Below are 21,486 nucleotides of genomic sequence, written 5' to 3'. Positions count from 1 at the left end.
GCTATGCTCCTTGCCGGCGGCTCAGCCGGTCGATCGCGACCGCCGCCAGGATAACCGTTCCCTTGATGACTTTTTGCCAGAACGGCGAGACGTCCAGCAACGCCAGCCCGTTGTTCAGCACGCCGATGATCAGGCAGCCGAGCACCGCGCCCAGCACCGAGCCGCGGCCCCCGGAGAGCGAGGCGCCGCCGATCACCACCGCGGCGATCGAGTCGAGCTCGTACGTTTCGCCCAGGCGGGGCGTGGCCGAGTCGAGCCGGGCGGTGAGCAATAGCCCTGCCACGCCGGACAGGGCGCCGCTGCAGACGTACGCCCAGGTCTTGACGCTGGCGACGTTCACACCGCTCAGGCGGGCGGCGCGTTCCGCGCCGCCAACGGCGTACAGGTGCCGGCCGAAGCGGGTGCGGAGGGTGATCACCGAGAACACGACGACCAGCGCCGCCACGATCAGCGCGGGCGCCGGCACGCGCGCCACGTCCCCCGTGCCGAGCCAGCCGAAGCTGTCGCCGAGTCCGGTGATCGGGTGCCCGCCGGTCCACAGCTCGGTCATGCCGCGGGCGATGCTGAGCATGCCGAGCGTCGCGATGAACGGCGGCATCCCGACGCGGCTGACCAGCACCCCGTTGATCAATCCCAGCAGCGAGCCGACCAGCACGCCGGCGACAATCGTCCCCGCCACGGTGAACTCGACGTGCACGCCCAGCGGCGTCAGGTCGACGCCGTGCTTCAGCAGGCTGGCCGACACGGCCGCCGAGAACGCGAGCACCGACCCGACCGACAGGTCGATCCCGCCGGAGATGATCACCAGCGTCATCCCGATCGAGAGACAGAGATTGACCGAGATCTGCCGCAGCACGTTCATGCCGTTCTCTGTCGACAAGAACGAGTCGTTCGACACGCTCAGCGCAATCATCAGCACCGCGAGGGCGATGAGCGATTGCAGCTGCGCGATGCGTTCGGAGAGTTTCATGGAAGCGTCAGGCGGCCGGTCTTGGTTGGGCGGCAGGGAGGGCGGCGGCAAGCAGGGCGTCCTCGGTAGCCTGCTCCCGGGTGAACTCGCCGGTGAGGCGCCCCTCGCAGAGCACAAGAATGCGGTCCGAGAGGGCGAGCACCTCCGGCAGCTCGGACGAAACCATCAGCACGCCCAGCCCGGCGGCGGCGAGCTCATCGATCACCGCATAGATTTCACGCTTGGCGCCGATGTCGATGCCGCGGGTTGGCTCGTCGAGCATCAATACGCGGGGCTCGGTCGCCAGCCACTTGGCCAGCACCACCTTCTGCTGGTTGCCTCCGCTGAGGTTGCGGACCGGCTGTCGGCGCCCGGCGGTTTTGATCGCCATCCGGCCGCCGTACTGATCGGCTAGGGCGTCTTCCTTGGCGGTCCGGAGCAGGCCGGTCTGCTGCACGCGGCCCAGGCACGCCAGGCTGATGTTGGGGGCGACGCTCATGCCGAGCACCAGCCCGTCCTGCTTGCGGTCTTCTGGCGCCAACGCCAGCCCGGCGACGATCGCCTCGGCTGGCGAGCGGGGCACGCCGGGGCGCCCAGCGACGACCACCTCGCCGCTGGTCCGGGTCGGATAGACGCCGAACAACGCCTGCAGCAGCTCGGTCCGGCCGGCGCCCATCAGCCCGAACACGCCCAGCACCTCGCCGCGCGCCAGATCGAAGCTGATGTCGTCGAGCAGCGGCTTGCTGGCCGCCACTGGGCCGCGGAGCGACAGGCCGCGCACCTGCAGCAGCGTCTCGCCGGCGGCGCGGGCGGCCGAAGGATCGAGCCTCGTGTCGCGGCCGACCATCAGCCGGATGAGTTCTTCGCGGGTGGCGTCCGCGTACGGCTTGGCGGCGATGAAGGCGCCGTCGCGGAACACGGTCACGTCGTCCGCCACAGCGTCCAGCTCTTCCAGGCGGTGCGTGATGTACACCAGCCCGACGCCCTCGGCCTTGAGCTGGGCGATCAGTGCGAACAACGCGTGGGTTTCTTGCTGGGAGAGGGCAGAGGTCGGTTCGTCCAGAATCACCACCTGCGAGTCAAACGACAACGCCCTGGCGATCTCGACCACCTGCTGGGAGGCGACAGTCAGCTGGTCGACCGGGCGGGTGGGTTCGACCCTCAGGTTGAGCCGCGCGAGCAGCTCGGCGGCGTCGTGGTTCATGCGGGCGTAGTCCACCAGCCCAAGTTTGTTTCGCGGCTCGCGGCCGAGGAAGATGTTCTCCGCGACGGTCAGGTTCGGGGCGAGGTTGAGCTCTTGATGGATGATCGACACGCCCGCCTCTTGAGCGGCGCGGGGGTTGGCGAACGTGACCGGCGACCCGTTGAGGAGGATCTGGCCCGCGTCGGGGGCGAAGACGCCGGCCAGGATATTCATCAGCGTCGACTTGCCGGCGCCGTTCTCGCCGAGCAACGCGTTGAGCCGCCCCGCCTGGACCCGCAGGTTCACGCCGCCCAGCGCACGTACGCCGGGGAACGTCTTGACGATGTCCCGGGCTTCGAGCAGCGGCGGCTGGGCTTCGTCGGTCATGGGGTGGCGGTCGCCTCGACGAACACGGGCACGGCCGGCAGCGGCGACGGGATGCTGCTGGGCGACTTTACCTCAGCACAGGCGACAAAGCGGACCACCTGGCCGGGCGGCTGCTCACGCAGCGTCGGAGCGACCTGCGTTTCGACGATCAGGTTCAGCTCATTGGCGACCTCGTTGAACTGCTGCGAGTTGGACGCCTGGTCGGCCGTCAGCAGCCCGGTGGCGTCTCGCACCGCGGCGCCGAAGATCGGACCGGTAAGCAAGAGCAGATCGCGGTGGCCGTCGCCGCTGACGTCGACCCCAATGCCTTTGCGTTCCACCGACGTCACAGTGCCCTCGCCCCGCAGATGCACCAAGAAAGATCGGCTAACTCCTACGGTGCGCCCGTACTCTTCGCGGGCCGCGGCCGCGTCGGCGGTGAGGGCCGTCAGAACGGCATTGGCGGGGTGGGCGCGGTCGTGCGAGTTGGCTAGTGGGCCAGACCAGAACTGCTCGGCCAACTCCGCCGCGGTTGCGGGCTGGCTCTGGGGATCGGTCTCATCGGCGCCGAGCGGCCGGACGTGCACCAGCGGTACGAACCAGCAGCCGATGGCCGCGGCCGCCCCGATGAGGGTCCAGCGATGGGCCGCGGCGTGGATCACTCTTTGGCTCCGTAGTCGCCGTACTGCGAGACGTTCTCTGGCGTCACCAGCTCGACCGCGACGGGGATCTTCTGCTCGAACTCGCGGCGGCCCTTGAGGTGCTCGTCGGCGAACTCGGCAGCCATCTGGGCCATCCGCTTGGGGAACTGCATCGCGGTCGCCTGGATCTTGCCGTCGGAGATCGACCGCACCACGTCCTCGGCGCCGTCGAAGCCAAACACCTTAATCTGGTCCGCCTTGCCGGCGCCCTCGATCGCCTGGTAGGCGCCTAGCGCCATGGCGTCGTTGCCGCAGAACACGGCGTTGAGGTCCGGGTTCGCCTGAAGAATCGACTCCATCACCTCCAGGCCCTTGGTGCGGTCGAAGTCGGCCGACTGCTGGGCGACCATCTTCAGGCCCTCAAACCGGTCGACGACGCTGTGGAACCCTTTGGACCGGTTGTGGGTGTTGTTGTCGCCGACCAGGCCCAGCAGCTCGGCGTACTTGCCGTCTTCGCCGACGGTCTCGACGAAGTACTGGCCGAGCTCGACGCAACCGGCGTAGTTGTCCGACAGGATCTGCGCGGACGCCGCGTCCGAAGCGTTGATCTCGCGGTCGATGCAGAACACGGGCACGCCACGCTTCTTGGCGCGGCGGACGTTGGCGACCGATGCGTCGGCGTCGGTCGGGTTGAAGAGGATCGCGTCGAACCCGGAAGCCAGCACGTTCTCGAACGTGCTGGCTTCCTTTTCTACGTTGTTCTGGGAATCGAAGATCACCGCCTCGTGCCCTAGCTCCTCGGTGCGGGCCTTGGCCGTTTCCGCCAGTTTGACGAACCAGGGGTTGTTGAGCGTTGAGACTACCACGGCGACTCGGCCGTGCTCCTTGCTGGTAGTTGCCGGGGCGTCGCCAGCGTTGTCGCCGGCCGGTGACTGAGTACAGCCGAGGGGAACGGCAAGGCAGAGCACGGCGGTCAGACAGCGGAGGGTCTTCATCGCGTACCGTTGATTTTGGGAAGAGGATAGGTAGAGGAGCGACTGTTCTAGAGCACCCGTCGCACGGCGTCCCGCCAGCCCGCGCCCAGCTTGTCGGCCTGTTCGGCCGGCATGCGGGGCTCGTAGTTGGTCACATCCGCGGGCAGGTGGCGAAGTTCGTCGAAGGACTCAACGATGCCTAGGCCAAGTAGGCCTGCCATCGCGGCGCCGCGGGCGGAGAAGTCCGCCGCGTCGGCGACCTCCACTCGTAGCCGGGTGAAGTCGGCCAGCATCTGCATCAGCAGTTGGTTCCGCGTGGCCCCGCCGTCTGCCCGAAGCACTCCGGCGGACGACGCGTCCAACGGCATCGAGTCGAGCACGTCCCGCACCTGGTGGGCGATTGATTCGAGCGCCGCCCGCACGATGTGCAGCTTGTTCGTGTAGGCGGTCATGCCGACGATCGCCGCACGGGCGTCGGGGCTCCAGTGAGGCGCACCCAGGCCGGCGAAGGCGGGCACCAGGTAGACGCCGCCGCTGTCGTCGACCTGAGCAGCGAGCGCCTCCGACTCCTCGGCGGTCGCAATCAGACCCAGCTGGTCGCGCAGCCAGGTGATGGTGGCGGCGGAGTAGTTGATCAGTCCCTCCCACGCGTAAGTCGGTGTGCCGTCGTGCACCCAGGCTAACGCCGCGACGCTGCCGCCGGGCGGCGCCGTCGAGCAGTCGCCCACGTTCCGCAGCACCGAGGTACCGGTGCCGAAGGTGGCCTTTGACTCGCCCGGGGTGAAGCACCGCTGCGCGAAAAGCGATGCCTGCGAGTCGCCCATCACACCGCAGATGGGCGCCGGTTCCATGAGGGCGCCGCCCAGGTCGGTGTTGCCGAAGTGGGCGAAGCTCTCACGGACTTCTGGCAGGGCCGCCATCGGCGCTTGGAACAGCTCGCACAGCCGCTGGTCCCAACACCGGTCGGTCAGGTGCAGCAGCAGCGTCCGGCTGGCGTTGGTGTGGTCGGTGGCGAACACATCGCCGCCGGTCATACGGTAGACCAGGTAGGCGTCGACCGTGCCAATGAGGGCTTCACCAGACGCGAGTTTTCTTGCGACATCGGGGTTGTTGCGGACCAGCCACAGCACCTTCGACGCCGAGAAGTACGAGTCGAGCTTAAGACCGGTCGCCGCGGCGACAATTTCGCCGTGGCCCGCCTGACGCAGTTCTTCGCAGATGGGGTCGCTTCGGCGGCACTGCCACACGATTGCGGGGCAGAGAGGGCGGCCGGTCGCCTTGTCGAAGACCACCAGCGTTTCCCGCTGGTTGGTGATCGACACACCGACCGGCGGGCTTCCCGGGTTGCGGTCGACGACCGTGCGGGTCACTGCCAGCACGTTCCGCCAGATCTCCTCCGCGTCGTGCTCGACCCAGCCGGGCTCAGGATAGTGCTGCCGGTGGTCAACCGAGGCCGAGTCAATCGTACGGCACTCCGCGTCGAACAGGATCGCCTTAGTAGACGAGGTGCTCTGATCGATCGCGAGCAGCACGCTCATCGGGCGACCTCCTGCCGCTGCAGCAGATGCTGCGCCGCCGCCGAGATCCCCTCGCCGGTGATGCCGTAGTGCCGGAAGATGTCCGCCTGGCTCCCGGTCACGGTGTCCTCGTCGGGTACGCCAACGATCTTGAGCGGGGGCGCGCCGCCACGCTCGGCAAGCGCTTCGGCCACCGCGCCGCCAAGGCCGCCGTGCACCGAGTGCTCCTCGGCGGTGACGATTGCGCGGCAGTCGCGGGCGGCTTCCTCGATTGCGTCGGCATCAAGCGGTCGTAGCGTGTGCATGCTCAGCACTCGGGCCTCCACGCCGTCCTCGGCCAGCATCTCGGCGGCCAACAGGCAGTGGATGACGGTCTCGCCGATGCCGAATAGCGCCACGTCGGATCCGTCACGGAGCAAGGTCGCGCGGCCCGGTTCAAACTGCTGCCCGTGGCGGGGCAGGTCGTACAGCTTGGCCTTGCCGAACCGCAAGTAGACCGGCTTGTCGTGAGCGGCGGCCAAGCGGACCGCCTCGGCGGCTTCGTAGTTGTCAGCCGGGGCGATAATCGTGAGGTTGTGGATCGCCCGCAACGCCGCGTAGTCGTGCAGCGAGTGGTGGGTGCTGCCGAGTGCGCCGTAGCTGACCCCAGCGCTGATCCCAACGACCGTTGCGGGCACGTCGGAGTAGCAGATGTCGTTCTTGATCTGCTCGAGCGAGCGGGCCGTGAGGAAGCAGGCCGGCGACACTGCGAACGACCGACGCCCGACTGCGGCTAGCCCGGCGGCGATGCCGACCAGGTTCTGCTCCGCGATGCCCACTTCCACAATCTGGTCCGGCAGCCTCTGACCGAACGGCTTCAGTTTGCCGGAACCGCGGGAGTCGCTGGTCACGGCCACGATGCTAGGGTCGGAATCGGCTAGCTCCTCAAGCGTTTCGGCAAAGACTTCCAGGTTCGCACGGCCCAGAGATAGCCCGAGCCGCTCGGCGTGCGCGGTGGCCGCTGGTGAGTAGACGCTGGGGGCGGGTGCACTCACAGGGCTGCCTCCTCGAGTTCACGCTCGGCTGCCTGCAGCTCGGCGATGGCGTCGTCGTATTGCTGTTGGCTAGGGACGCCGTGGTGCCAGGCGACGTCCCCCTCCATGAAGCTCACGCCGCGGCCCTTGGTGGTGTTGGCGATGACGCAGGTCGGCTTGCCCGCCTCGGCGGGCGCGGACAGGGCGTCGGTCAGCTGGCCGTAGTCGTGGCCGTCGATCGACACCACCGCCCAGCCGAACGCGGCGAATTTCTCGTCCAGCGGCTCGTTGCTGCAGACATCACGGGTAGCGCCGGTGATCTGCAGCGAGTTGTGGTCGATGATGGCGGTCAGGTTGTCCAGCTTGTAGTGGGCGGCGGCCATCGCGGCCTCCCAGTTGGAGCCCTCGGCAAGCTCGCCGTCGCCCATCAGCGTGAACACCCGGTAGCGGGCGCCCGACCGCTGGCCGCCGATCGCCATGCCGGTGCAGATCGGCAGCCCGTGCCCCAGGCCGCCGGTGTTCATCTCAATGCCAGGCGTTTTGCGGGTGGGGTGGCCGACGAACGGAGAGTTGTACTGGCAGAGCGTTTCGAGCTGCTCGATCGGGAAGAACCCCGCGTGCGCGAGCACAACGTAGAGGGCCTCGACCGAGTGGCCCTTGCTCTGCACGTAGCGGTCGCGGTCTGGGTTGCCGAAGGTCTCGGGCGACACCCGCAGCACGCGGTTGTACAGCACATTGAGGATGTCGACGCACGACAGGCTGCCGCCGGTGTGACCGGCGCCGGCCGACAGGATGTACCGGAGCACGTCCTGCCGCATTCTGACGCTGAGGCGCCGGAGCTGGTCGTCGGTAAGAGGGCCGCGATCAGGCATGGGTGTGGGTGTCGATGTCGAGGTAGGTTTCGAACGCCTCGCTGAGCACTGCGGACGAGTGGGACTGGGTCATGACCACGTGGTGCTCGAAGCCGTTCTTGCAGATGTGGTGGAGCAGGCTGCGGAGCCGCGGCACCCGCGCGACCGCACGGGTGCCGAAGGTGTTGAGCTGATCGTCGGTCAGCTCCCCTTCGCCGACGTACGCGCGGATACGGCCCTCGCAGTCGGCGGTGGTGAGCCGCCCGAAGGTCAGTGGGCCGGCCGGCGTGCGGCCCTCAAGCGCGCCGTAGGTGTTCTCTTCGCCCAGAGTGCTGCCGAGGATCGGCGCTGTGGCGATCCTAATATCGGGCAGGAAGCTCTTGGCCCAGTTGCCGCAGTGGAACAGGGCGCAGCGGTCTTCGTCGTCGCCATAGTTGTTATTCCAGTCGACGATCGCCGCCGGCGAGTCGCAGGCGAGCTGCATCGCGTACATCGTCAGCACGCCGGTGACGTCCACCTCGCACGCGCTGGGCATGAACTTCTCGCTCATCATGCTCATCAGCGCGCAGACGTTGCAGCCGAAGTTCTGCTGCACGCTGGTCCAGCATTGGATGGCCGTGGCATCGATGGCGTTATCGTCCATCCAGTGGCCGAGCACCACGCCCAGCCGGGCCATCTGCAGCATGCGGTCACTCGGCGCATTGGGCGCCGGGGCGTAGCTGTGCACCTCGTCCAGCTTGGCCATGACCGCTGGGTCGTCCGCGGCCAGCTTGCCGGCGGCGGCTAAGAACTCCGAGAGGTCGACCGTGGTCACGCTGACGCCGTACCGCTCGAGGATCTTCTCGCTGTAGCGGACGGTGTTGAACGCTCCGGGCCGCGCGCCGACGGCGCCCAGCCGCACGCCGCGGAACCCGTTCACCACTCGGCAGACGCCGAGGAACTTCTGCAGGTCGGCCTGGAAGCTGTCGGACCCCGGCGTGCTGACGTGTTTCTCGGTTAGCGTAAACGGAATCCCCGCCTGCACCAGATTGTTGCATACTGAGATTTTGCCGCAGAACGCGTCGCGTCGACGCGACACGCCCAGCTGGTTCAGGTCGTCGGGGTAGCCCTGGATCAGCACGGGGGCTTCCAGCCCGGCGAGCTTCAGCGTGTCGGCCACGCCCTTCTCGTCGCCAAAGTTGGGCAGGCAGACCAGCACGCCGTCGATGTCGTCGCGGCGGGTGCGGAACAGGTCGGCGCACCGCCGCGCGTCGGCGTGCGTCTCGATGCCGCCGAGCTTGGTCTCTTCCGGCGAAACCCAGACGGGCTCTACGCCGAGCGAATCGAACAGCGTCTGCAAGTCGGCCCGCGCTTCGGAAACAAGCTGGTCGGGGAAGAAGTCTCGGTTGCCGACGATAACGCCGAGCGCGGGTTTCTGTGTGGTCATGTCCCGTGTTGCCAGAATGAAGAGCAGCCGACCTAGTCAGCCAGAGTGATCCGCAGTGTGTAGGCGGGGGGGGCCTTGTCGGACGTGCGGGGGAGGGTCACGTGTAGCCCCGTTTCATCCTGGCGCCATTCGACCAACTTTTCTCCGCCCAGCAAGGTGATCTCGTCGATTGGGTGCGCAGATGTATTCAGCGACTTGACCAAAGCGCTTTCCCCCTCGGGCCAGGCAAGGCCGATGGCGTAGACCACGCCCGGTTTGCTGGTAAACCGGAAGTCGGCGTCGGTGAAGGCGGTGGCTGCGCCGTCGGAGAACGAGCCATCGCCCGCCGCGGTTGGCCCCTCGCCGAATGTGGTCCACGGCCTGGCGCCGTAGATCGCCTCGCCGTTGGCGGACAGCCACGCCCCGATCTCGCGGAGCATGGCCTGCTCCTCATCGGGGATTGTGCCGTCGGCCTTCGGCCCAATGTTCAGCAGCATGACGCCGTTCTTGCTGACGATGTCGATCAGGTCGTCGACCAACTGGCCTGCGTCTTTGTAGTCGTGCCCCTCGATGTAGCCCCACGAGTTTCGCGAGACCGAAGTGCAGGTCTGCCACAGCTCCGGCTGGATGCCGCCAAACTTGCCGCGTTCAACGTCCAGCACGCCTGTGCCGCGGGGGAACGAGTAGCCTTCCCACTCTTTAAAGTTGATGGCGGCAGGTTGGCCCCATTCGTCGGCTCGGTTGTAGTAGTAGGCTGCAAAGCGTTTGAGGTACGGCTGGAACACCGGTTGGCAGATCCACCAGTCAAAGTACATCACCTGCGGTCGGTGCTTGTCGACGATCTCGCACGAGCGGAGCAGCCAGTCGTCGAGGAACGCCTTGCTGGGCGGCTCGGCCTGGCTCTCACTCATACGCTTGTTGTGGGCGGGGCCGTAGAGCGGCGCCCACTCGGGGCTCTGAACGTCGGAGTCGATCAGCTTGCCCTGTCCGAAGAACCACCAGTTCTCCGCTCGGTGGCTGGACGCTCCGACCACGATCCCTTCGTCACGGAACGCATCGGCTAGTTCGGCGACTACGTCCCGCTTGGGGCCCCGCTCCGACGCGTCCCAGGTGGTGTAATCGCTGGCGTACATCGGGAAGCCGTCGTGGTGCTCGGCCACCGGCACGACGTACTTCACGCCGGCCTGCTTGAACAACGCTGCCCACTCCTTTGGAGCAAACTTCTCCGCTTTGAATTGGGGGATGAAGTCCTTGTAGCCAAACTCGGTCAGCGGACCGTAGGTGGCGAGGTGGTGTTGGTGCTCCTTGGAGCCTGTGGTGTACATGTTTCTGGGGTACCACTCGCTGCCGAAGGCCGGCACAGAGTACGGACCCCAGTGAATAAACACGCCCAGTTTCGCGTCGGCGTACCACGAGGGAGTCTGAAAGCCCTTGAGGGACTCCCAAGTCGGTATGAATGGCCCTCCGTTGGCGGTCTTGTCAACTTCGGCCAGTCGCCGGTTGATCTCGTCCTGAGGAAGCTGCGGCGCGAACTCGCTTCCTACGCCGGGTCGCATCTCACCGCCAACCCGCTTCAGATAGTCAAGCTCTTCCTGCGTGATGTTGCAGATCGTTCCGTGCTTGTGACCTTCAGGGAAGTGGGCTTGGTCGGTGATGTCGCGGAAGCGCTCAAAGTCCTTGGTGGAGAGCACACCGTACCGGTGGTCGTGGTAGGCGTCGAAGTAGATGCGGTACTCGTCCCCGAAACGCGCGACGGTTGGGCCCTCGGTGAACTTCCTGGTAATCGGCTCGCTGATATCAGTCCAGGGCCCGAGCGGTGAGCTGCCCTTCGCCACGCGCAGCCCCAACACAGGCCGAGTGTTGTCCTTCAAAACCAGGCGGTAGTCCTGATCAAACGGGACGATCACAGCATCGATGACGCTGAAGTCGGGCTCGCAGAACAGCTCGGTGGGCGTGAACTCCTCAAAATCGCGCGTGGTAGTCGCGTACATCCGGTGATTGTTCTTATGCTCCTCCAACCCGTCGGGGTACCGCCCGGGAATAGTGGAGGCCCAGGCGATGATGAACCGTTCCCGAGGCTCGTCGTAGAACACCTCCGGCGCCCACACGTTGACCGTGGTCGGCTCGTGCTCCATCACCGGGACGAACCGCTGGGGTGACCAGTGCACCAGGTCTCGCGAACGGGCGTGGCCGAAACCGTTGTCGCCCCGCCAAGCGGTTGTCCAAACCAAGTGGAACCAGCCGTCGGGGCCGCGGACCAGGCTAGGGTCGCGCATCAACCGGCCATCTCCCGCGTGCGGCTTCAAGAACGTCCCGGGGATGCGTTCCCAGGTCAGCCCGTCGTGGCTGTACAGAAGCCGCAGCCCGGCGTCGGCCGGTTCCTCGAAGGACGTGAAGAGCAGCACGTTCTCAGCATCCCTCGTCGCCGGTTCGGCGCCTGCGGGATAAGGCGACACCCAAGCCGCTGTCCAGGCGGCCAGCACCAGGCAAACCTGGGTCCGGCACGTGCGCCAGGCAGTGCAGACGGTGGCCATGGAGCTCGAGTCAGTTGGTTCCGTGGCCACGTCCACGCCTTTGCCCTACAGAGGATCCTGTGAGAAACGCTCGCGGCCGGTGTCCGCGCCGTTGCGGCGGCCCAGGGCGTTCCAAGCCTCGGGGTCGACATCGAAGTTGATGCTGTGGACCGACCCGTCGCAGTACACCGCATTGACGGCGGCGTGCGGCGATCCAAAGCTCTCCGGATGAAGGTCCTTTTTGTTGCCCCCAGGCTGATCAGGCTGTGGCATCTTATTCGGCTGGTCCTCAGGATCATCCGGTTGCTGGGTGCCCGTCCACCGGACGGTGTCCCAGTCGAACCCCTCGTACATCGAGTTATCATCACCCACGTGCAGGCCGTTGGTGTACATATCGCTGCTAAGGAACTTCTCACCGGCTAGCATCGTCTTGGACGAGCCATCGGTAATCTGGCGGAGCTTGGCGCCGCGACGGTACCCAACGATTCCGTCCCACCGCTCGTAGTGCGCCTTGTTCCAGGTCCATCCGGCACCTAGGCCATCGCAGTTTGGATACCGCTCGTAACAACGCGCGTCGGGGCCGCGACCGACCGCGATTCGATCTCCGCCTCCGTTGGCCGCGTAGTCGCTCTTAGCATAGAGTGGTGGGGCTGTAGCGTTGTAGGGCTCTTGGACTGGAGGGTCACCGGTGGGATAAGCTGCGGCGCCTCGTCGGGAGGGGCAGAGAAACACGCTTACCGGGTGCGCCATCTGTTGGCCGATCGCCTGCTTCTTCGGAGTGTCACCCCGGATTCCGCCGGCGATGCCTTTGCCAACTTGAGCGACGGCAGCCTCCTCAAGATAGGGCGCAATTCCAAACACCCAGCCGCCTGGCTGACGCTCGCCCACGCCCCAGTCCGGATCGCCCACCCAGTAGAAGCCCCACCCGCCCGATGGGAACGTGCGGTGGGTGCTCTCGTAGTTGATCGCTGCCAAGCCGATTTGCTTGAGGTTGTTCTTACAGGTGTTGCGTCGGGCCGCCTCACGCGCGGCCTGGACAGCGGGGAGCAACAACGCGATCAACACGCCAATAATGGCGATGACCACCAGCAGCTCTACCAGGGTGAACGCCCTGCTCAGGCGGTTGGGGGTGGGTCGCGAAAGAACTGACATGACTAGAAACTCCTGAGGAGATGCCGTGCCGCACAGCTGCCTCTGCCGTGTTGCCTTATGGTATCAAACTGAAATCTTACTGCTGGCCAAAATGGCGCTTCTGCACAAGCCGCCTTCAATCGAGACAGCCGTTGCCCCGCAAGGTGAAAATGCAGTTGCGAGGCGGTCTTTTGTTCATTGATTGGCGATAGACCGCTCTCGATACTCGGTGGGCGTCATGCCCTCCTCGTTCAAAAACAATAATCGCATCCGCTCGCGGCTGGGGAACCCGGCCAGGTACGAGACCGTCTTCACCAAGAAGTCGGTCTCCACTAGCATCCGCTTGGCCCGCGACAGCCGGCAGGCGTTAATCTCGTCTAGCACCGAGTGCCCCAGCACCTGAGCGAAACGCCGGTCGAGCGTCCGCCTGGTGACTGGCAGCCGGCGGGCGACGTCATTCACGCTCAGCGGACGCTTGTGCGGGTGGCTCCAGATCACTTCCCTCGCCTGGTCGACGATTGGATCATGGGCCGGCTCGGTGGCCGACTTCGCACCCGTATCGTGTGCGGCGGGCCGTTCGTGAGACACTCCAAGCGAGTCGCTCAGCAGCTGGGTCGCCACTTGCTTGATCGCCTGGGACTGCCGGATCGGCGTTTGACGGGCGACCAGCATCAGCCGCTCAAACTGTTGGGCGAGTCGCGCCGCGTTCTCCGGGCAGGTGATTGATGTGGAGGGCGAAACCCCGCTGGCTGAGAACAGCCGGCGGACGAGCGGCCCGTTCAGCGACACCCACTGTTCCTTCCAGCCTACGGTGGGGTCGGGGCGGAAACGGTGCCACACTCCTGGGAACAGGAACAGCAACGCCTGTCCCTGGAACCGAACAAGGCCGGTTTCGCGGGTCTCAAACTCGCCGCGTCCGTCGGTCAGCAGCACAACCTGGAACTCGGGCAGCACGCGCCCGGCTCGCCAGTCGAGCTGGTAGATATTGGGGTGGTCCGCAAGCGGGTAGGCGTCGCCCGGCCTAATGTCGGCGCATCCAACGCCAGTCACACAGAGCGAGTCGCCTGCCGAAGGCCTGTCGGTCGGCAGGTAACGGACAAACGGCTCGCGGTGCTCGACGACCGGTGGGGTCCGCACGGCGCGGCGGGCGATGGCGGGAGCTGCGGCCTTGTTGCCGCCGAACAGCTCGACACGTTGCCTGCGATGCTCGTTGCTCACGTCGGCGGGTGGCAGTGAAGTAATCATAGTTGCACCAGCGTTGAGATGAGTTTCTTGTCGCTTGGGGAAAAGATGCAATTACCAGGGAGTCGTCCGCACCGATGGGCCGCGCCTAGGCGAGGTCCTGACGGACAAACTGGGGCAGGTTGATCGAGCCCAGGTTGACCGCGTCGGTGGGGGGCGCCGCGCTGAGCGACTGCTCGCGGGACGTCTTGATGTGATTCATGAGCAGCTGCTGCGCTTCGGCGGCGTCGCGCCGACGCATCGCTGCGAGTATCGCCTTGTGAGCGTCGTTTGCCTGTTTGACTCGCGATACGGGGTGTTCGCCGCGTCGAGCGGTAAACATCAGCGAAACCGTACGGGTCTGCTCCATCAGCTTGTTCAGCCGCTTGTTGCCGGCCGAGGCGATGATGAGTGTGTGGAAGGCCAGGTCTGCCGCCAGGAACCGACGCAGCCCGTCGCGTCCGAGGGTCGACTCGCCTACAGCGAGGGCCCGGTCCGCCTCGGCGTCGATGGCCTCGCACAGCGTGGAAAGCTCGTCGAGGGCGTCGTCCGTGATCCGCGAAGTTGCCTTGACGACCGCCATCCCTTCGAGCGCCTCGCGGATCTCGAACAGCTCCTCCAGTTCTTCCCGCGGGATCTCTCGCACCACGGTTCCATAGCGGGGCACCTGCACCACGAGGCCCTCGTGGGCCAGCTGCCGGAGCGCTTCCCCAACGGGGGTTCGGCTCAGGCCGTACTGCTTGGCCAGGTTAGCCTCCGACATGACCTCGCCGGGCGCCAACTCGCCTGTGGTGATGCGGTCGCGGATCTGTGTGTAGATCTGCTGGGAGTGACGCGAATGCCGATGCATGGCCGTCGCCTGATAGGAGCAGTGGTGAAAAGACGCGGTCGAAAAGTTTCCTGCTAGCGGACGTAAGTCCTTTGCTAGACTCTGGAATGCCAGTGGAGTGCGGGCAGCACTCAAGTGGCACAATTTCATTCTGTGACGGCGCGGCCCGCAGCGTCAACGCTTTCGGGATGCCGATCGTTGCAAAGCGACCAGCACTCGTCGCATTTGCGTTTCTCAGACCCTGGGGTGCGTTGAAATGCACGAAGAGGCGAGGTGTCTAGCAGCATCCAGCGTCAGTTTCCTGGTCTGAATGCGACCCGTCGCCGCCTGTTTTGTCCTGAATGAGGCTCGGGTCTCGTCCGGGTACGCGGGACTAACTGGGTATGCTTAAGGAACCCGCGTACACCGTCGCCGGGCAGAGGGCGTGCCGCATATCGAATGCGAACGTTCCGTGTCGACTCAATCGCACTAGGGCCAGGAACTTGCTTTCATCCATCCCGCACACCCGACTAACGGTAGCGCTCCTGCTGGTGGGGCTGCTGGTGGGGCCGGTCCCAAGCCGGGCCAAGGAGAGTGCCATGGGCCCGGGTTGGGTGTCTTCGGGCTTTATCTACGAGTCCGCCCCGTTCCCGTCGTGCCACGCCTCGACGTTGGTCGAGACGCCTAGCGGTCTGCTTGCAGCCTGGTTTGGCGGAACCCACGAGCGGCACCCCGACGTGGAAATCTGGACAGCGGCGTTTGTCGACGGAAAGTGGGGGCAGCCCAAGCCGGTAGCGGACGGACGGGTCGGTTCTGACACCCGCCACCCCACTTGGAACCCGGTCCTGTTCCAATCGAGCGACGGCCCGCTGCAGCTCTATTACAAGGTGGGGCCCACCCCCCGCGACTGGTGGGGCATGCTGATGACGTCTGCCGACCACGGTGAGTCCTGGTCAAAGCCGCGTCGTCTGCCGGACGGCATCCTCGGCCCAATCAAGAACAAACCTGTCGAGCTGGCAGGTGGAAAAGTGGTGCTCCCGACGAGCACCGAAGACCAGGGCTGGCGGCTTCACTTTGAGTTCACCGGCCCAATGGCCAAGGAGTTTCGTCGGACGGAGCCCATCCCCGCTGCCGATGGTATCCGGGCCATTCAGCCCAGCGTTTTGGTCCACAAGGACGGACGCCTGCAGGCGATCGGTCGCACCCGCCATAGCGGAGTGTTTCAGACTTGGTCCCGTGACCAGGGAGAGACCTGGTCCGAAGTCACCCGGCTTGGACTGCCCAACCCCAGTGCAGGCACTGACGCGGTTACGCTTGCGGACGGTCGCCACCTGCTGGTCTACAATCACAGCAGTGATGGTCGTAGCCCTCTAAACGTTGCGGTGTCTGACGACGGGAAGGCGTGGGAAGCGGCGTTGGTGCTTGAGGACGACCCTCAGGCGCCGGCTGGGTTCTCGTACCCCGCTGCTATCCAAACCTCCGACGGGCTAGTGCACATCACGTACACCTGGAAACGCGAGCGGATCAAGCACGTCGTGCTCGACCCTCGAGAGTTTGTGACCCAACCGATTCAGGACGGCGTGTGGCCCGCCCGCGACGGCTCGCGGACCACTCCGTAGCTAGCTCATATCGAGACATGGCTAAGCCACTCCTGTTGTCGAACTAATCTACTGGCTTCCCGCAATGCAGACTACTTCTCTTCCCGCTCCTCTGTCTGGCATTGTGCCGCCGATGGTTACCCCGCTCACGGCCGACGGTGAGCTCGACGTGGTGGGTCTGCAACGCCTGGTTGAGCACATCCTGCAGGGGGGCGTTCACGGTCTGTTTGTGCTGGGTACGACCGGCGAGGGGCCGCTGCTCAGCGGTCGGCTGCAGCGAGATCTGATTGACCGCGTGTGCGATCTCGTTGCGGGGCGGGCGCCAGTGCTGGTGGGCGTGACCGACACTTCCCTAGCTGAGTCGATCCTGCTGGCGAGGCACGCGCACGCGGCCGGCGCCAGCGCCGCGGTGTACGCCCCGCCGTGCTACTTTCCGGTATCCCAGGTTGACCTGTTGCGGTGTATCGAGCAGTTGGCGATCCAATCGCCGCTGCCGGTCGTAATGTACAACATGCCTGCGCTCACGAAGGCGAGCTTCCAGGCCGACACCGTGCGTCGGATGGCGTCGGACCCGCGAGTGATTGGGTTCAAGGACAGCTCCGGCGACCTCGAACAGTTCGAGGCCATGCGCGACGCTTCCGCCAGCCGCCCCGACTGGGCGATGATGACGGGCCCCGAGTTGCTGTTGAAGCAGTCGCTTGAGATGGGCGGCACCGGCGGAGTGTGCGGCGGCGCCAACCTCTTCCCCAGGTTGTTTGTCGATCTCTACAAGGCGGTTGTCGAAGGCAACCACGAGCAGGCAGAGGAGCTGCAGCTGGTGGTTGAGCGGCTCGACGCCCTGTACCGGCTCAGCGCCGACGGCGGCACCGGCTGCATCCAGGGGCTGAAGGCGGGGCTGGAAGAGATTTCCATCTGCGGCCGGACGATGGCGGCGCCCCACGCGGCCCTGCCAACCTCTCGCCAGGCAGAGGTGCAGGCGGTGATCTCCGATGTAAGCGAGGCGATGGCCGCCGGCGTCTAATCGGGCGCGCCGGCCAACTGCCCCCTCATTGCTGTGGCGGCGTTCCCCGAATCAAACAGGCGGAGCAGACGGCATGTTTCGAAGCCAACACGCACGCGGGTTCACGCTCGTCGAGTTGCTGGTCGTGATCGCCATCATTGGCGTGTTGATCGCATTGCTGCTCCCAGCCGTGCAGGCGGCGCGGGAGGCGGCTCGCCGTGCGACGTGCAAGAACCACCTGCGGCAGATTTCGCTGGCCATGCTCAATCATGAGAGCGCGCACCGGCACTTCCCCACTGGTGGGTGGGGGTACCGCTGGGTCGGAGACGCGGCGTCCGGCTACGGCCCCGACCAGCCCGGAGGGTGGGCCTACAACATCCTCGAGTACATGGAGCTCGCTCCACGGAGGCAGCTTGGCGGCGATATCAAGCGTCGGCTCGCTGCACGCGAGGATATTCCGCAGGCAGATCACGACGCCATGCTGGGCCTCGTTTCCACCCCGGTCGACATGTTCCTCTGCCCGTCGCGGCGTGGTGTGCGCACGTACCCATTGATCGACCCTAGCTACGGTCAGCTTGCGTACAACGCCCGGTCGTGCAAGTCGGGCACCACGTCAGCGCCTGAGTGCTTTGTTGCCCGTGGCGACTACCGTGCGAACGCCGGGAGCTGGAACCGCGCCGAGGAGGAAGGCCCGCCCCCCCACCGAGCGGCGACGCACGACTGGTGGTCAAGTCGTTTCCGGCAGAATGGCGTCGTGTTCCAAAGGAGCACCACGTCGATGGCGAAGATTGTCGACGGCTCGTCTAAGACGGCGCTGATCGGCGAGAAGTCGCTCAACGAGAACGACTACGAATCCGGCGAGCACTCGTCGGACGATCAGTGCGTTTACACGGGCCACGACCAGGACAACGTTGGCTACACGGGCAACGGCACGCTGAACGGGATGGAACTGATGCCGCCGATTCGCGACGATCAGGCTACCGACACCGCGACGCGCTGGCGGTTTGGCAGCGTCCACACCTCGGCGATGCACATGGCCATGTGCGATGGGTCGGTCGACGTAATCCTGTACGACGTCGACCCCGAGCTGTTTGCTATGCTGGGTGGGCGTCATGACCAAGGCCAGCTGGACGCGTTCTAGAGTGTGTGTTCCTGTTATGAAGCGGCGACGAATCTTTCCGGTGCTTTCATTGGTTTGCGCGGCGTTCTGGACGCCGATCGTGTGCGCAGCTTCTGCGGGCGACGTTGACTTCAATCGCGACGTGCGTCCGATCTTGTCGGACGCTTGTTTTCATTGCCACGGACGCGATGCCGAGCACCGCAAGGCCGACCTGAGACTGGACGCGTGGGAGGACCCGGACTCGTCCGCAGCAAGCGACGTCATCTCTCCCGGTGACCCGGCCGCCAGCGAACTCATCGAGCGCATCGTCACCGACGATCCGGGCCTGCGGATGCCGCCACCCGACTCGGGCAAGACGATCACGCCCTCTCAGGTCGAGACCCTCAAGCGTTGGGTCGCGTCCGGCGCCGAGTACAAGCGGCACTGGGCATTCGATCCCCCGCAGCGTCCCGGCCCCCCGGTGGTGAAGGACCGCTCGTGGGTGCGCAACCCAATCGACGCGTTCGTCCTAGCAAGAATTGAGGAGGAGGGGCTCACGCCGTCCGCGCCCGCCGACGGCCCGACGCTGCTGCGTCGGCTGTGCCTGGACCTGACAGGCCTTCCCCCCACGCTGAGGCAGCTCGGCTGGGCCGACAATCTTCCCGGTGATGACGCGTCCCACGCGGTTGTCAACGAGCTGATGCGTTCGCCGCACTACGGAGAGCACTGGGCGCGGTGGTGGCTGGACGCCGCCGGCTACGCCGACTCGAACGGGTACGAGAAGGACCGCAACCGCGAAGTCTGGATGTACCGCGACTGGGTCGTGGCGGCAATGAACGAGAACCTGCCGTACGACGAGTTCGTCAAGCAGCAGGTCGCCGGCGACCTGCTGCCGGGTGATGACATCCACCGCCTGACCCCGACCGGGTTCTTGCGGAACACGATGGTCAACGAAGAGGGCGGCATCGACCCCGAGCAGTTCCGCATGGAACAGCTATTCGCCCGCATGGACGCCATCGGCAAGTCGGTGCTCGGCGTGACGCTGCAGTGCGCCCAGTGCCACACGCACAAGTACGACCCGATCAGCCACACCGAGTATTTCAGGATGCTCGCGTTTCTCAACGACTCCTACGAGTCGTCGGTGACGCTCTACCCACCTGAGGCGAGAAAGCAGCGCGATGCGGTGCTGACAGCGATCGAGGACGCCGAACGCCGGCTGCAAGACGACAACCCCAATTGGCGCGAGGGCATGGCCGCCTGGGCAGAAGGGGCTTCCAGCGCCGGTCCGCCGGTCGCATGGCAGGTGGTCGCACCGAAGCTCGACGGCAGCGGGGGGCAGAAGCACCAGCTCTTGCCAGACGGCTCCGTGCTGGCAGAGGGGTACGCGCCCGCGCAGCTGGATGCGGTGTTCGAGGTGGAGGTCGACGGGCCGCGCGTTACGGCCTTCCGGCTTGAGCTGCTCAACCACCCCACGCTGCCCCACCAGGGGCCTGGGCGCTCGGAGTTTGGGCTGTGCGCGCTCAGCGAGTTTCAGGTTGAGGTTGATGACCCCAAGCAACCGGGAAAACGACGCGTGCTTTCGATCGACCGCGCGTTTGCCGACGTCGAACCCCGCGTGTCCGACCTTGCCGCGCGTTTCGACGATGGGTCTGGCAGCCGCCGCGTGACCGGCCCAATAGACCTCGCCGTCGACGGTGACAAGAAGACCGCCTGGGGGATCGACATCGGGCCGGGCAGGAGCAATGTGCCGCGGACGGCGGTGTTTGTGCTCGACGAGCCTCTCCGCTGCGACCCAGGAACCAAGATCAGGGTGCGTCTGGTTCAGGTGCACGGGCAGGACTACCACAAAGACCTGCACACCAACAACATCGGCCGGTTCAGGTTGTCGGTGACCTCAGACGCCGAGCCCATTGCAGACCCATTAACCGCGCGGATCCGTGAGCTGATCGCCGAGCCGGCCGAGGACTGGTCTGACGCGACAACGGCCGAGCTGTTCCGCTTCTACCGCACCACCCGCCCCGACTGGTCGGCCGAAAACGAGGAGCTCGAGGCGCTGTGGTCCGACCACCCGCGGGGAGTATCGCAGCTGGTGCTGCAGCAACGTGAGACGCCGCGGGTGACGCGACGACTGGATCGCGGAGAGTACACCAAGCCCGCCGAGGCGGTGTCGCCAGGCGCCCCAGAGTTTCTGCACCCGCTCGGCGTGGCCGGTCCGGATCGGCTGGACTTCGCCGAGTGGCTGGTCGACCGCCGTTCGCCCACCACAGCTCGATCGGTCGTGAACCGGGTGTGGCAATCGATCTTCGGCGTCGGCCTCGTTGAGACCCCTGGCGACTTCGGGCTGCAAGGCGCCGCGCCCAGCCACCCGGAGCTGCTCGACTGGCTGGCCGTCGAGCTGATGGACAGCGGGTGGGACCTGCAGCATATTGTCAGGCTGATCGTCGACTCCGCCACCTACCGGCAGTCGAGTCGCGTGAGTGGGCAACTGCTTGAGGTCGACCCGCAAAACCGGCTGCTCGCCCGCGGCGCCCGCTACCGCGTTCAGGCCGAGGCGGTTCGCGACATCGCCTTGACCGCCAGCGGGCTCCTGAACCGCACAACAGGCGGGCCCGCGGTCTGCCCGCCGGCGCCGGCGTACCTGTTTCGACAGCCGGCCAGCTACACCGAGAAGTACTGGGACTTTGATCCCGGAGCGAGCCAGTACCGGCGGGCGATGTACACGCTCCGCTACCGGACGCTGCTCTACCCGGTCTACCACAACTTCGACGCGCCCACCGGCGAAACCGCGTGTGTGCGGCGTGACCGATCGAACACGCCGCTGCAGGCGCTGACGCTGCTCAACGAAGAGCTGTTCTTCGAGTGCGCACAGTCACTCGCCAAGCTGTCGCTCAACCGTGTCGGTGACGACGACTCGCAGCGAATCGAGTACCTCTTCGCACGGTGCCTGGGCCGCGACCCAAGCGGTGAAGAGCTGCGGACGCTGCAGGCGTTCGCAGCGGCGCAGGCCCGGCGGTACGAGTCCGGGGAGCTGCAGCCGCTGGACGGCATGCTCGCCACGGCCGAGGCGAGTGAGCGCTTTACCGCGCAAGACCTGGCAGTTTGGTCCGCGGTGTCACGCGTGGTGCTAAACCTTGATGAAACGATCACGCGGGAGTAGCGACGTGAACTGCCAAGACCATCTCTACCGAAACGCGGAACCCCGGTCTCTAGCGCGCCG

At 65.8% G+C, this 21,486-nt stretch carries 16 protein-coding genes; 4 read left to right on the top strand and 12 right to left on the bottom strand.

The genetic code is table 11. The annotated features are described in order from the left end of the window. Position 1: 1 nt before the first annotated feature. The 12 genes from KOR34_RS25180 to KOR34_RS25125 form a co-directional block, all read right to left on the bottom strand. Positions 2 to 970: an ABC transporter permease gene (locus tag KOR34_RS25180; protein ID WP_146568912.1), complete on the bottom strand. Its 969-nt coding sequence runs from the start codon at positions 968 to 970 to the stop codon at positions 2 to 4. A gap of 7 nt (positions 971 to 977) precedes the next feature. Then, positions 978 to 2,519 carry a sugar ABC transporter ATP-binding protein gene (locus KOR34_RS25175; protein WP_146568911.1) on the bottom strand — a complete coding sequence of 514 codons (1,542 nt, stop codon included), beginning with the start codon at positions 2,517 to 2,519 and terminating at the stop codon, positions 978 to 980. Continuing rightward, on the bottom strand, positions 2,516 to 3,160 hold the full coding sequence (locus tag KOR34_RS25170) for a DUF2291 family protein (protein ID WP_146568910.1): 645 nt from the start codon (positions 3,158 to 3,160) through the stop codon (positions 2,516 to 2,518). The genes KOR34_RS25175 and KOR34_RS25170 overlap by 4 nt, the downstream gene beginning before the upstream one ends. Continuing rightward, positions 3,157 to 4,134 carry a D-ribose ABC transporter substrate-binding protein gene (locus KOR34_RS25165; protein ID WP_146568909.1) on the bottom strand — a complete coding sequence of 326 codons (978 nt, stop codon included), beginning with the start codon at positions 4,132 to 4,134 and terminating at the stop codon, positions 3,157 to 3,159. Before KOR34_RS25165 ends, KOR34_RS25170 begins: the two co-directional genes overlap by 4 nt. Before the next feature lie 47 nt (positions 4,135 to 4,181). Beyond that, entirely contained in the window at positions 4,182 to 5,651 is a 1,470-nt protein-coding gene (locus tag KOR34_RS25160) for an FGGY family carbohydrate kinase (RefSeq protein ID WP_146568908.1), read from the bottom strand. Next, on the bottom strand, positions 5,648 to 6,664 hold the full coding sequence (locus tag KOR34_RS25155) for a transketolase family protein (protein ID WP_146568907.1): 1,017 nt from the start codon (positions 6,662 to 6,664) through the stop codon (positions 5,648 to 5,650). Before KOR34_RS25155 ends, KOR34_RS25160 begins: the two co-directional genes overlap by 4 nt. Next, positions 6,661 to 7,515, bottom strand: a complete 855-nt coding sequence (locus KOR34_RS25150; RefSeq protein ID WP_146568906.1) for a transketolase — start codon at positions 7,513 to 7,515, stop codon at positions 6,661 to 6,663. Before KOR34_RS25150 ends, KOR34_RS25155 begins: the two co-directional genes overlap by 4 nt. Next, the gene (locus KOR34_RS25145; protein ID WP_146568905.1) at positions 7,508 to 8,920 is read right to left on the bottom strand and encodes an L-fucose/L-arabinose isomerase family protein; all 1,413 of its coding nucleotides are present in this window, start codon (positions 8,918 to 8,920) and stop codon (positions 7,508 to 7,510) included. Before KOR34_RS25145 ends, KOR34_RS25150 begins: the two co-directional genes overlap by 8 nt. Before the next feature lie 32 nt (positions 8,921 to 8,952). After that, the gene (locus tag KOR34_RS26965; protein WP_197531735.1) at positions 8,953 to 11,433 is read right to left on the bottom strand and encodes an alpha-L-fucosidase; all 2,481 of its coding nucleotides are present in this window, start codon (positions 11,431 to 11,433) and stop codon (positions 8,953 to 8,955) included. Positions 11,434 to 11,478: 45 nt separating this feature from the next. Continuing rightward, on the bottom strand, positions 11,479 to 12,564 hold the full coding sequence (locus tag KOR34_RS25135; protein ID WP_146568918.1) for a DUF1559 domain-containing protein: 1,086 nt from the start codon (positions 12,562 to 12,564) through the stop codon (positions 11,479 to 11,481). 174 nt (positions 12,565 to 12,738) lie between these two features. Further along, a complete protein-coding gene (locus tag KOR34_RS25130; RefSeq protein ID WP_146568904.1) occupies positions 12,739 to 13,788 on the bottom strand; it encodes an AraC family transcriptional regulator in 1,050 nt (349 codons plus the stop codon). 85 nt (positions 13,789 to 13,873) lie between these two features. Continuing rightward, complete coding sequence (locus KOR34_RS25125; protein ID WP_197531734.1) at positions 13,874 to 14,614, bottom strand: GntR family transcriptional regulator; 741 nt, start codon at positions 14,612 to 14,614, stop codon at positions 13,874 to 13,876. Between the two features lie 557 nt (positions 14,615 to 15,171). Between KOR34_RS25125 and KOR34_RS25120 the strand changes: the two genes are divergently transcribed. The 4 genes from KOR34_RS25120 to KOR34_RS25105 all read left to right on the top strand — a co-directional run bounded on the left by KOR34_RS25120 (position 15,172) and on the right by KOR34_RS25105 (position 21,426). Then, entirely contained in the window at positions 15,172 to 16,191 is a 1,020-nt protein-coding gene (locus KOR34_RS25120; protein WP_146568902.1) for a sialidase family protein, read from the top strand. Positions 16,192 to 16,255: 64 nt separating this feature from the next. Further along, positions 16,256 to 17,191, top strand: coding sequence for a dihydrodipicolinate synthase family protein (locus tag KOR34_RS25115; protein ID WP_146568901.1), 936 nt, complete (start codon positions 16,256 to 16,258; stop codon positions 17,189 to 17,191). 73 nt (positions 17,192 to 17,264) lie between these two features. Next, positions 17,265 to 18,311, top strand: coding sequence for a DUF1559 family PulG-like putative transporter (locus tag KOR34_RS25110; protein WP_146568900.1), 1,047 nt, complete (start codon positions 17,265 to 17,267; stop codon positions 18,309 to 18,311). Between the two features lie 40 nt (positions 18,312 to 18,351). Beyond that, complete coding sequence (locus KOR34_RS25105; protein ID WP_228714763.1) at positions 18,352 to 21,426, top strand: PSD1 and planctomycete cytochrome C domain-containing protein; 3,075 nt, start codon at positions 18,352 to 18,354, stop codon at positions 21,424 to 21,426. Positions 21,427 to 21,486: the final 60 nt, after the last annotated feature.

Origin of the sequence: Posidoniimonas corsicana, assembly GCF_007859765.1 — a bacterium.
Taxonomy (GTDB): domain Bacteria; phylum Planctomycetota; class Planctomycetia; order Pirellulales; family Lacipirellulaceae; genus Posidoniimonas; species Posidoniimonas corsicana.
Note: the sequence above shows the minus strand (reverse complement) of the source record. Positions and strands in the feature narration are given on the sequence as shown.

Coding starts and splice junctions, on each gene's coding strand:
- KOR34_RS25180 (WP_146568912.1), bottom strand. CDS start 970: ATGAAACTCTCCGAACGCATCGCGCAGCTGCAATCGCTCATCGCCCTC.
- KOR34_RS25175 (WP_146568911.1), bottom strand. CDS start 2,519: ATGACCGACGAAGCCCAGCCGCCGCTGCTCGAAGCCCGGGACATCGTC.
- KOR34_RS25165 (WP_146568909.1), bottom strand. CDS start 4,134: ATGAAGACCCTCCGCTGTCTGACCGCCGTGCTCTGCCTTGCCGTTCCC.
- KOR34_RS25160 (WP_146568908.1), bottom strand. CDS start 5,651: ATGAGCGTGCTGCTCGCGATCGATCAGAGCACCTCGTCTACTAAGGCG.
- KOR34_RS25150 (WP_146568906.1), bottom strand. CDS start 7,515: ATGCCTGATCGCGGCCCTCTTACCGACGACCAGCTCCGGCGCCTCAGC.
- KOR34_RS25145 (WP_146568905.1), bottom strand. CDS start 8,920: ATGACCACACAGAAACCCGCGCTCGGCGTTATCGTCGGCAACCGAGAC.
- KOR34_RS26965 (WP_197531735.1), bottom strand. CDS start 11,433: ATGGCCACCGTCTGCACTGCCTGGCGCACGTGCCGGACCCAGGTTTGC.
- KOR34_RS25135 (WP_146568918.1), bottom strand. CDS start 12,564: ATGTCAGTTCTTTCGCGACCCACCCCCAACCGCCTGAGCAGGGCGTTC.
- KOR34_RS25130 (WP_146568904.1), bottom strand. CDS start 13,788: ATGATTACTTCACTGCCACCCGCCGACGTGAGCAACGAGCATCGCAGG.
- KOR34_RS25125 (WP_197531734.1), bottom strand. CDS start 14,614: ATGCATCGGCATTCGCGTCACTCCCAGCAGATCTACACACAGATCCGC.
- KOR34_RS25120 (WP_146568902.1), top strand. CDS start 15,172: ATGGGCCCGGGTTGGGTGTCTTCGGGCTTTATCTACGAGTCCGCCCCG.
- KOR34_RS25115 (WP_146568901.1), top strand. CDS start 16,256: ATGCAGACTACTTCTCTTCCCGCTCCTCTGTCTGGCATTGTGCCGCCG.
- KOR34_RS25110 (WP_146568900.1), top strand. CDS start 17,265: ATGTTTCGAAGCCAACACGCACGCGGGTTCACGCTCGTCGAGTTGCTG.